General features: G+C 73.4%; 8 protein-coding genes. 2 read left to right on the top strand and 6 right to left on the bottom strand.

Annotated features, from left to right (window positions below):
* Window positions 1-854 precede the first annotated feature (854 nt).
* Window positions 855-1853 (top strand): tryptophan--tRNA ligase, encoded by a 999-nt coding sequence (gene trpS / locus C593_RS0127340; RefSeq protein ID WP_018850514.1) that lies wholly within the window; start codon window positions 855-857, stop codon window positions 1851-1853.
* 55 nt (window positions 1854-1908) lie between these two features.
* Here trpS and proC read toward each other — a convergent pair whose 3' ends face one another.
* The 5 genes from proC to C593_RS0127315 all read right to left on the bottom strand — a co-directional run bounded on the left by proC (window position 1909) and on the right by C593_RS0127315 (window position 5877).
* Window positions 1909-2718, bottom strand: coding sequence for a pyrroline-5-carboxylate reductase (gene proC / locus C593_RS0127335; protein WP_018850513.1), 810 nt, complete (start codon window positions 2716-2718; stop codon window positions 1909-1911).
* 148 nt (window positions 2719-2866) lie between these two features.
* Window positions 2867-3604, bottom strand: coding sequence for an ABC transporter permease (locus C593_RS0127330; RefSeq protein WP_018850512.1), 738 nt, complete (start codon window positions 3602-3604; stop codon window positions 2867-2869).
* A complete protein-coding gene (locus C593_RS0127325; RefSeq protein ID WP_018850511.1) occupies window positions 3601-4419 on the bottom strand; it encodes an ABC transporter ATP-binding protein in 819 nt (272 codons plus the stop codon). The genes C593_RS0127330 and C593_RS0127325 overlap by 4 nt, the downstream gene beginning before the upstream one ends.
* Before the next feature lie 417 nt (window positions 4420-4836).
* Complete coding sequence (locus tag C593_RS0127320; RefSeq protein WP_018850510.1) at window positions 4837-5388, bottom strand: hypothetical protein; 552 nt, start codon at window positions 5386-5388, stop codon at window positions 4837-4839.
* A 105-nt stretch (window positions 5389-5493) separates the two neighbouring features.
* A complete protein-coding gene (locus tag C593_RS0127315) occupies window positions 5494-5877 on the bottom strand; it encodes a hypothetical protein (protein ID WP_018850509.1) in 384 nt (127 codons plus the stop codon).
* A gap of 134 nt (window positions 5878-6011) precedes the next feature.
* On the opposite strand from C593_RS0127315, the gene C593_RS0127310 reads away from it, so the two are divergent.
* Window positions 6012-8408 carry a serine/threonine-protein kinase gene (locus tag C593_RS0127310; RefSeq protein WP_026278124.1) on the top strand — a complete coding sequence of 799 codons (2397 nt, stop codon included), beginning with the start codon at window positions 6012-6014 and terminating at the stop codon, window positions 8406-8408.
* Window positions 8409-8475: 67 nt separating this feature from the next.
* Here the strand turns inward: C593_RS0127310 and ilvD are convergent, their stop codons facing one another.
* Complete coding sequence (gene ilvD / locus C593_RS0127305) at window positions 8476-10326, bottom strand: dihydroxy-acid dehydratase (protein WP_018850507.1); 1851 nt, start codon at window positions 10324-10326, stop codon at window positions 8476-8478.
* Window positions 10327-10412 lie beyond the last annotated feature (86 nt).

Here is a 10412-nt window from a genome sequence, read left to right as displayed (position 1 = left end):
CAGGGAGCGGAACCAGCCGGGCGGAAAATACCCGACGGTTCACAGCGTCCTCGCTGTTGTGTTTCTTCAAAGGAACCTCGACCAACCAACAACTCACGTCGGCTGGACGGGGTATCAACTAATCTGGCGTTGATTTTTGGCACGCTGTTGAGTTCTCAAGGAACGGACGCTTCCTTTGTACTCACCCCCAGAACTTCTGCGGGCTTTCCTCCGGGCGCTTCCCTTCGGTCTTGCGTTTCCGACTCTATCAGACCGTTTCCCGATCCGATTTCCTCGGTTTCACTCTCCGCTTTCCGGCCCTTTCGGCCTTCCGGCGGTTCCGACTCTATCAGACTCTTTCGGGCCTGATTCCCAGTCAGCGGGGTTCGCCTTCCCGGCCGTTGAGCCGTTCCGACGAGGTGAGACCTTAGCGGATTCCTTCGCCCCGAAGCCAATCGGGGCCGAATCCTCGGACAGTGCGCGAATCGAAATTCGAACGCGCCGACCGCATTTCGCAGGAGTGCACGAAAGGACGGGCGACAGTGAATGCCGCTCGTTCTCGGTGGTCTTGCGGAATGGCTGTCCGGGGCCGACCGGGGTCGGTGCTCACGTCGGACAACTCGGAGAACACTACGGATCTGGTCCGGCGGTGTCAAACCCGCACCTGGGAGCCGCGCGACGAGTAGCCTGAGGCGCATGACCTCGCGTACGTGCCGCACCCTCTGGTGGGCCGCCTGACGGCGGCCGGCGCTCACGTACGCACTCAACGGCCGCCGCCTCGGCGGCCGTTCGCGTTTCTCCCTCCCGAGGGGGCCGGCCGCCGGTGCGGCGGCTCCGACCAGGACGATCACCACGATCGGGAGACGGAGCCAGGAATGACGCGCATCTTCAGCGGGATCAAGCCGAGCGGGCACCTCACTCTGGGGAACTACCTCGGCGCGATGCGGCGGTGGGCCGAGGTCGACCAGCACGGGACGGACGCCCTGTTCAGCGTCGTGGACCTGCACGCCCTCACCGTCGAGCACGATCCGGCGCGGGTCCGCAGACTCACCCGCCAGTCGGCGACGCTGCTGCTGGCCGCCGGGCTCGACCCGGAGCTGTGCACCCTGTTCGTGCAGAGCCATGTCCATGAGCACACCCGGCTGTCGTACCTGCTGGAGTGCACGGCCACCGACGGCGAGCTGCGTCGCATGATCCAGTACAAGGAGAAGGGGGCGCGGGCGCAGAGCGCGGGGCAGGGGGTGCGGCTGTCGCTGCTCACCTATCCGGTGCTGATGGCGGCCGACATCCTGGCGTACCGGACGGACGAGGTGCCGGTCGGCGAGGACCAGACGCAGCACGTGGAGCTGACCAGGGATCTCGCGGTGCGCTTCAACCAGCGTTACGGGCACACCTTCACCGTGCCCCGGGCTACCCACCCGCCGGTCGCCGCGCGGGTCATGGACCTTCAGGACCCGACGTCCAAGATGGGCAAGTCCCATGAGCCGGGGACGGGGATCGTCTATCTGCTGGACGAGGCGGACCTGGTGCGGAAGAAGATCATGCGGGCGGTGACCGACAGCGGGACGGACGTGGTGTACGACCGGGCCGAGCGGCCGGGGCTCGCCAATCTGCTGGAGGTCCTGGCCGCGTGCACGGGCGCCGACCCTGCGGTCCTCGCGGGGGACTACAGCTCGTACGGGGACCTGAAGCGGGACACGGCCGAGGCGGTGGTGGAGCTGCTGGCGCCGATCCGGAAGCGGCACGCGGAGATCGCCGCGGACCACGGGTACGTCGACGCGGTGCTGCGTGAAGGTGCCGAGCGGGCCACCGCTCTCGCGCGTCCGCTGGTCGACGACGCGTACCGGGCGATCGGGCTGCTGCCGGCGGGCTGAGAGAGGCGGGCGGCGGGGCCGGGGGCCCGCCGCCCGGCCCCGCCGGACCCGCCGGTCAGCCGTTGCCGGAGGCCAGCTCGCGGCTGCGGTCGCGGGCCGCCTCCAGCGCGGCGATCAGGGCGGCCCGCACCCCGTGGTTCTCCAGCTCCCGGATGGCGCTGATGGTGGTGCCCGCCGGGGAGGTGACGGCCTCGCGGAGCTTGACGGGGTGCTCGCCGCTGTCGCGGAGCATCACCGCGGCGCCGATGGCGGCCTGCACGATCAGGTCGTGCGCCTGCGCGCGCGGCAGGCCGAGCAGGATGCCCGCGTCCGTCATCGCCTCGACGAGGAAGTAGAAGTACGCGGGGCCCGAGCCGGAGAGCGCGGTGGCCGCGTCCTGCTGGGACTCGGGGACGCGGAGCGTCTTGCCGACGCCGCCGAAGATCTCCTCGGCGTGGGCCACATGCGCGGTGGTCGCGTGACTGCCCGCGGAGATGACGGACATGCCCTCGTCGACGAGGACGGGAGTGTTGGGCATGACGCGGACGACGGGGGTGCCGGCTGCGAGGCGCTCCTCGATGAAGGCGGTGGTGATGCCGGCCGCGGCGCTGACGACGAGGCGGTCCGGGGCGACGTGGGGACCGAGCTCGTCGAGCAGTCGGCCCATGTCCTGGGGCTTGACGGCCAGGATGAGGGTGTCGGCGCGCTTGGCGGCCTCGGCGTTGGTGACGGGCTCGACGCCGTAGCGGGCGCGCAGTTCCTCGGCGCGGTCGGCGCGACGGGTGGTGACCAGCACGTCGGCGGGCCGCCAGCCGGCTCGGATCATGCCGCTGAGCAGGGCCTCGCCGATCTTCCCGGTACCGAGGACTGCGACTGTCTGGGTCATTGCTTCGTTCACCTCGCCGGTGGGGATGCGTCCACGCACATCCTTTCACCGGGGGCGGGCGGGCGGCGGGGCTGTCCGGACGGCGGACGGGCGGCAGGCGGACGGGCGGCAGGCGGACGGGCGGACGCGGGCCCGGGGCCGGGGCGTTTCAGGCGGTGCGCCGGCGGAGGGTCGCGGCGCCGAGGACGAGGACCAGGGCCGCGCAGCCCGCCACCACGAGGACGTCCCGCACGAAGACGCCTGTGGGGTCGGCGTTGCGCAGGACCTCGTTCATCGCGTCCACCGCGTAGGACATGGGCAGCACGTTGGAGATCGCTTCGAGGACGGGCTGCATGGTGTCGCGCGGGGCGAACAGGCCGCAGAGCAGCAGTTGGGGGAAGATCACGGCCGGCATGAACTGGACCGCCTGGAACTCGGAGGCGGCGAACGCGGAGACGAACAGCCCGAGGGCGGTGCCGAGGAGCGCGTCGAGCAGGGCGACGAGGAGGAGCAGCCAGGGCGAGCCGATGACGTCGAGGCCGAGGGCCCAGAGGGCGAGGCCGGTGGCGAGGAGGGACTGGAGGGCGGCGACCAGGCCGAAGGCGAGGGCGTAGCCGGCGATGAGGTCGCCCTTGGCGAGGGGCATGGCGAGCAGGCGTTCCAGGGTGCCGGAGGTGCGTTCGCGCAGGGTGGCGATGGAGGTCACCAGGAACATGGTGATCAGGGGGAAGATCCCGAGCAGCGAGGCGCCGACCGAGTCGAAGGTGCGGGGGTCGGCGTCGAAGACGTAGCGGAGCAGGAAGAGCATCACGCACGGCACGAGCAGCATCAGGGCGATGGAGCGCGGGTCGTGGCGGAGCTGGCGCAGTACGCGGGCGGCTGTGGTGAGGGTGCGGGAGACGCTCATCGGGCGCTCTCCTTCGGGGTGTCGGCGGGGGCCGGGGCGGGACGGGTGCCGTCTTCGCCGCCGGGGGCGGCCGCGGCCTCGTCGACGAGGCGGAGGAACGCTTCCTCGACGGTGGCGCTGCGGGTGCGGGTGCGCAGGTCCCCGGGGGTGTCCTCGGCGAGGATCGTGCCCTCGCGCATGAGGATCAGCCGGTGGCAGCGCTCGGCCTCGTCCATGACGTGGGAGGACACCAGGATCGTGGTGCCGCGCTCGTCGGCCAGGCGGTGGAAGAGGTTCCACAGGTCCCGGCGGAGGACGGGGTCGAGGCCGACGGTCGGTTCGTCGAGGACCAGGACCTCGGGGGTGCCGAGGAGGGCGACGGCGAGCGAGACCCGGCTGCGCTGGCCTCCGGAGAGCCGGCCGGCCAGGGCGTCGGCGTGTGCGGTGAGGGCCACGTCCTCGATGGCGCGGGCCACGGTCTCGCGGCGGGCGTCCCGGGCGGCGCGGCCGGGGAGCAGCACGGCGGCGAAGTAGTCGAGGTTCTGCCGGACGGTGAGGTCGTCGTAGACGGACGGGGCCTGGGTGACGTAGCCGATGCGGGCGCGCAGCCCGGCGTCGCCGGCGGGGCGGCCGAGGACCTCCAGCGTGCCGGTGACCTTGGCCTGGGAGCCGACGACGGCGCGCATCAGGGTGGACTTGCCGCAGCCGGAGGGCCCGAGGAGGCCGGTGATGCGGCCGGGGTGGACGGTGAAGTCGAGTCCGCGCAGGACGGTGCGGTCTCCCCGGGCGACGGTGAGGCCGCGGGCGAGGACGGCGACGCGGGAAGAATTCATCATGTGATGAATACTGCTCCTGCGTGTGCCGTGCGTCAAGGGACGCGCCCGGGCCGAGCTCGGCCAGGGGAGGGCCAGGGGGGCGGTGGAAAGGGGTGGTGCAGGGGATCGGTGGCCGCAGGGGGTTCGGAGGTCGCAGGGGCTGGGGTCAGTCCGCCGGGCGGCGGGTGGCCATCAGCTCCACCGCGTAGACCTCCTCGACCGTGTCGTCCGGAAAGTCGCGCAGCAGCAGTTCGCGGGCGAGGGCGCGGGCACGGAAGGCCGGGGCGCAGCTGACGAGGTCGAGGCTCGACGAGGCGAGGGGCGGTGCGTCACCGAGGCCGCCGGTGACGGGGATACCGGGGGTGGCGCGCCGGAGCTGCGCGGCCGTCCCGGCGCCCGGTTTCCCAGGCCGCCGGGGTCCGCACCGCCCGGGGGTTCTCAGGACTGCTTGCGACGGGCCCTGCCCGGCGGCCGGTCGCGGTTGGCCGGGTTGCCGGAGCGGGTGGTGCGGCGCTTCTCGTACTGGCGCAGGGCCGCCTCGTACTCGGTGCGGCGCAGCTGCTCGCCGGGGGCCTCCTTGAGGCAGCGCAGGGCGTAGGCGATGAGGGAGCCGATGAAGCCGATCGCCTTCAGGCTGCGCAGCGCGTCCTCCGAGGTGGAACCGGAGGGGCGGCGGGTGTAGCTCTCCCAGGTCTTGCGGAAGGCGATGGCGCTGCACACCGCGAACATGACCACGACGATCGCGTTGACGAAGCCGCCGACCTGCGCGATGGACAGCCCGTCGTAGGCAAGGCGCAGGATCAGGGCGGCCGCGAAGGCGGTGACGAGCGAGCCCGTGAAGACGGCGGCGCGGCGCAGGGCGTAGTGGCCGTCGTGGTCGACCCAGGTGGTACCGAAGTAGCGGATCGGCTCGGGCTGCGGACCGGTCGGCGCGGTGGTGGCGCCGGGCTTGTCGTAGGCGCCTGAGGTGTTCCGGGAGTGCTCGCTCACGGAATCGATTATCCCCGGTCCGCTCCCCCGGCCGGCCGCGCGGCACACGGCGGCGGTCGGCGAGCGGACCCGGGAGCGGGCCGGGGAGGGGAAGCGGGTGGCCGGTCAGGCGCAGCGGATCGCCACGTAGCCGTCGCTGCCCGTGCGTACGTACGCGTCGGAGACGAACTCGCCGTTGCCGATGTTGTCCCAGATGTTGGAGGTGCCGTAGGTGCCGGTGACGCGCTCCCCCGGGCACTGGCAGTTGATCGGGACGGAGGCGCCCAGGGGCAGTACCCGGACCAGCGCGTACTGCGTCCCCGGTCCGGAACGCACATTGAGCCGCACGCCCGGGGCGACCGGGTAGCGGCGCACGCCGGAGGCGGCGGCCGTCTCCGCGGCGGGCCCGACTCCCGTGTGCGCGGACGCTGTTGCCGCGGTCCGCGTCCCGTCCTGCACCGCGTCCCGTGTCCCGTCCTGTACCGCGTCCCGTGTCTCTTCCACGGCCACTGGCCGACCCCCGTCACTACACAGGGCGGGCCGGTGTGCCCGCCGCGCGCAGGCTAGCAAGCGGTGGCTGGATCGCACGCATCATCGACTAGGCTCCGAGCGTCGCGAGTGGGCACCATCGGACGGGGGTGGAGATGCCACCGCTGCGGAGCGCCGGGCCCTTCCCGGAAGCGGAACATCCGGAACAGGCCGGGCAGTACCGGCTGGAGGGCTGTCTCGGCACCGGGGGCATGGGCGTCGTCCACCTCGCCACGTCCGCCTCGGGCCTGCGGCTCGCGGTCAAGGTCATTCACGCGGAGCACGCCTCGGACCCCGAGTTCAGGGCGCGTTTCCGGCAGGAGGTGGCGGCGGCGCGGCAGGTGAGCGGGGCGTTCACCGCGCCGGTCGTGGACGCGGACCCGGACGCCGGGCGGCCCTGGATGGCGACCCTGTTCATCGACGGCCCGACGCTGGCCGACGAGGTGAAACGGAACGGGCCGCTGGACCCGGTGCGGCTGCGCCGGGTCGGCGCGGGGCTCGCGGAGGCGCTGCGGGACATCCACCGGGCCGGTGTGGTGCACCGGGATCTCAAACCCGGCAACGTCATGCTGGCCCAGGACGGGCCGAAAGTCATCGACTTCGGGATCTCCCGGCCGCGCGACAGCGATCTCCGCACGGAGACGGGCAAGTTGATCGGCACACCACCGTTCATGGCGCCCGAGCAGTTCCAGCGGCCGCGTGAAGTGGGGCCGGAGGCCGACGTGTTCGCGCTGGGCGCGGTGCTGGTCCACGCGGCGACGGGGCGGGGGCCGTTCGACTCGGACAGCCCGTACATCGTGGCGTACCAGATCGTCCACGACGAGCCGGACCTCACGGGGGTGCCGGACGACCTGGTGCCGCTGCTGTCCCGCTGCCTGGCGAAGGATCCGGCGGACCGGCCGGCGCCGTACGACCTGATGGTCGCGCTGCGGGCGGCCTCCCCCTCGGCGGTCTGCGACACGGAGGCGCACATTCCCGCGCAGCGGGAGGCGGTGGGGGACGGAGTTCCGGGCCCCGGCGAGGCCCCGGGCCGCCCGGAGGGCCCGGGCCGGACGTGGCCCGGCGCCGACGGGGGCGCGGGCCCGCGGGGCCGGGACGCCTACGGGACGGGCACGGGCCGGGGGGTCTCCGGACGCAGGCCCGGTTCGGCCGGGGGCCGCGGGACCGAGAGCCGCGGGGCCGGGAGTGCCGCCCGGGTGGGCGCGGACCCGGCACGGCGTGATCCGGGCGGAACCGGCCACCCCGGACCGGCTGCGGACGCGGGCCCTCGGGGCTTGGCGTCCGGGGCACCCGGCGGAGGGCGTACCCGGCGGCGACGCGTCGCCGTGCTCGGGGTGCTCGGGGTGGCGGTCGCGCTCGCCGCCGCGGGCACCGTCACCGCCGTGACGATGACGGGCGGGGACGAGGGGCGGGCCGCGGCTCCCCGCTCGGCGGCCTCCGAGCCTCCCACCGCCTGGGACGTACCGCTCGGCGACCGGGAGGCGAACCGCGTTCCCGTGTGCACAGCCGCGGACAAGGCGGTCTACTGCGCGGCCCCCGGGGTCGCGGCCGCCCGGCTGGACCCCGGCACGGGTGCCGTGCACTGGTCCGTCCCGTGGCGGGCCGGCGCCGCGGGGCCCCGGGACGCCGACGGCTCCGCCCCCGTGCTCGCGGGCGGGCTGCTCCAGGTGACGACCCCGGGCGGGGCCCGCCACGAGGCGCGGGACCCTGCCACCGGCGCGGTGCGCTGGCACCGGGACGTGTCGGGGCGGGCCGTAGCGGTCCGGCAGGACGGCGGCACCGTGCTGCTGGCCTCCGCCGACGGCCGCGTCCGCGCACTGGACGCGGCGACCGGCGCCCAGCGGTGGACGCGCCCCGGCCCGCCCGGTGCCCAGTGGATGCTCCCGCCGGGCCCGGACGAGCCCGCGCTCGCGGTCGCGCCGTCCGCCGACGGAACCTCCACCGTGCTGCGCGCCCTCGCGCCCGACAGCGGGCGGACGCTGTGGGAACGCCGGCTCCCGGGGCTGCTCACGCCGGTGGAGAGCACGGGCGAGGGGCTGTACCTGCTGGCCTCGGACCACGAGGGCTACACGACCGCCGTCGTCCGGGTCGGCACCCGCGGCGCCGGTGGCACGGTCCGGCGTGTCCTCCTGGACGCGCCCGTGGACCAGGCGCAGGCCGCCGTCGTCGGCGGCACCGCCTATGTGACGGGGCGCGGCGGCTCGCTGCTCGCCGTGGACACCGGCACCGGCGGCGGACGGGGCGCCGAGCGCTGGCGGCTGGAGACCTCGGTCGCCCAGCTGTCCCGTCCGGTGGCGGACGCGCGCACGGTGTACGTCTCCGCGGGCGACGGACGCCTGCTGGCCGTGGACGCGGTGGACGGGAAGCTCGTCGGCCAGAGCCGGCCGCGCATGGGCGACGGGCGCTACCCGCCGCTGCTGCCCGCGCCCTCGCTGACCCCGGGCCGGGTCCACGCGGCCGCGCCGGACGGCACGGTCTTCTCCCTGAGCACCGCGGCGCCCGCCGCCTGGTGACGCCGCCCGCGCGACAACGGCCGGGCGACAACGGCCGCGGGCCCGGAGGCCGGAGCGAAGCGGCGGCTCAGCCCAGCTTGGAGACGTCCCGCACCGCGCCCTTGTCCGCGCTCGTCGCCATCGCCGCGTAGGCGCGCAGCGCGGCCGAGACCTTGCGCTCCCGCTGCTTCGGCGCGTACACCCCGCCCAGCGCCTCGCGGCGGGCGGCGAGCGTCGGCTCGTCGACGAGCAGGTCGATCGAGCGGTTCGGGATGTCGATGCGGATGCGGTCGCCGTCCTCGACGAGGGCGATCGTGCCGCCGGACGCCGCCTCCGGTGAGGCGTGGCCGATGGAGAGGCCCGAGGTGCCGCCGGAGAACCGCCCGTCGGTGACGAGCGCGCACGCCTTGCCCAGGCCCCGGCCCTTCAGGAAGGAGGTCGGGTAGAGCATCTCCTGCATACCCGGTCCGCCGCGCGGGCCCTCGTAGCGGATGACGACGACGTCGCCCTCCTTCACCTCCTTGCGGAGGATCTTGTCCACGGCCTCGTCCTGGGACTCGCAGACCACGGCCGGGCCCTCGAAGGTCCAGATCGACTCGTCGACGCCCGCCGTCTTCACCACGCAGCCGTCCTCGGCGAGGTTGCCCTTGAGCACCGCCAGGCCGCCGTCCTTGGAGTACGCGTGCTCCACGTCCCGGATGCAGCCGCCGGCCGCGTCCAGGTCGAGGGAGTCCCAGCGCTCGGACTGGGAGAACGCCTCCGCGGAGCGCCTGCAGCCGGGGGCCGCGTGCCACAGCTCGACGGCCTCCTCGGAGGGGGAGCCGCCGCGCAGGTCCCAGGTGTCCAGCCACTCCTTGATGGAGGGCGAGTGGACGGTGTGCACGTCCTCGTTGAGCATCCCGCCGCGGTACAGCTCGCCCAGGATCGCGGGGATGCCGCCGGCCCGGTGCACGTCCTCCATGTAGTACGTGCCGCCGGGGGCGACGTTCGGCGCGACCTTGGCCAGGCAGGGGACGCGGCGCGACACGGCGTCGATGTCGGTCAGGTCGTAGTCCAGCTCGGCCTCCTGCGCGGCGGCGAGCAGGTGCAGGATCGTGTTGGTGGAGCCGCCCATGGCGATGTCGAGGGCCATGGCGTTCTCGAAGGCGGCACGGGTCGCGACCGAGCGGGGCAGGACCGAGGCGTCGTCGTCCTGGTAGTACCGGCGGGTGATGTCGACGACGGTGCGGGCCGCGTTCTCGTAGAGGGCGCGGCGGGCGGTGTGGGTGGCGAGGACGGAGCCGTTGCCCGGGAGGGAGAGGCCGATCGCCTCGGTCAGGCAGTTCATCGAGTTGGCGGTGAACATGCCGGAACAGGAGCCGCACGTGGGGCAGGCGTTCTCCTCGATGCGGAGGATGTCCTCGTCCGAGACGTTCTCGTCGACCGCGTCCGCGATGGCGTTGATCAGGTCGAGCTTGCGGACGGTGCCGTCGACCAGGGTCGCCCGGCCGGCCTCCATCGGGCCGCCGGAGACGAAGACGGTCGGGATGTTGAGGCGCATCGCGGCCATCAGCATGCCCGGGGTGATCTTGTCGCAGTTGGAGATGCAGATCAGGGCGTCGGCGCAGTGCGCCTCCACCATGTACTCCACGGAGTCGGCGATCAGGTCCCGCGAGGGCAGGGAGTAGAGCATGCCGCCGTGGCCCATGGCGATGCCGTCGTCCACGGCGATGGTGTTGAACTCGCGCGGCACCGCGCCCGCCGCCTTGATCGCCTCGGAGACGATCCGGCCGACCGGCGCGAGATGGGTGTGGCCGGGCACGAACTCGGTGAAGGAGTTGGCGACGGCGACGATCGGCTTGCCGATGTCCTCACTGGCTACGCCCGATGCCCGCATAAGGGCGCGCGCGCCCGCCATGTTGCGGCCGTGGGTGACAGTGCGGGACCTCAGCTCGGGCATCGTCGCTCGCTCCTCGTCGTGATGGGTGTACCTGCATCGAGCGTACGCCGCCACTCCAAGATCTGGACACCTCGTCCGGAATGCGG

Source organism: Streptomyces sp. CNT372 (genome assembly GCF_000377145.1).
Note: the sequence above shows the minus strand (reverse complement) of the source record. Positions and strands in the feature narration are given on the sequence as shown.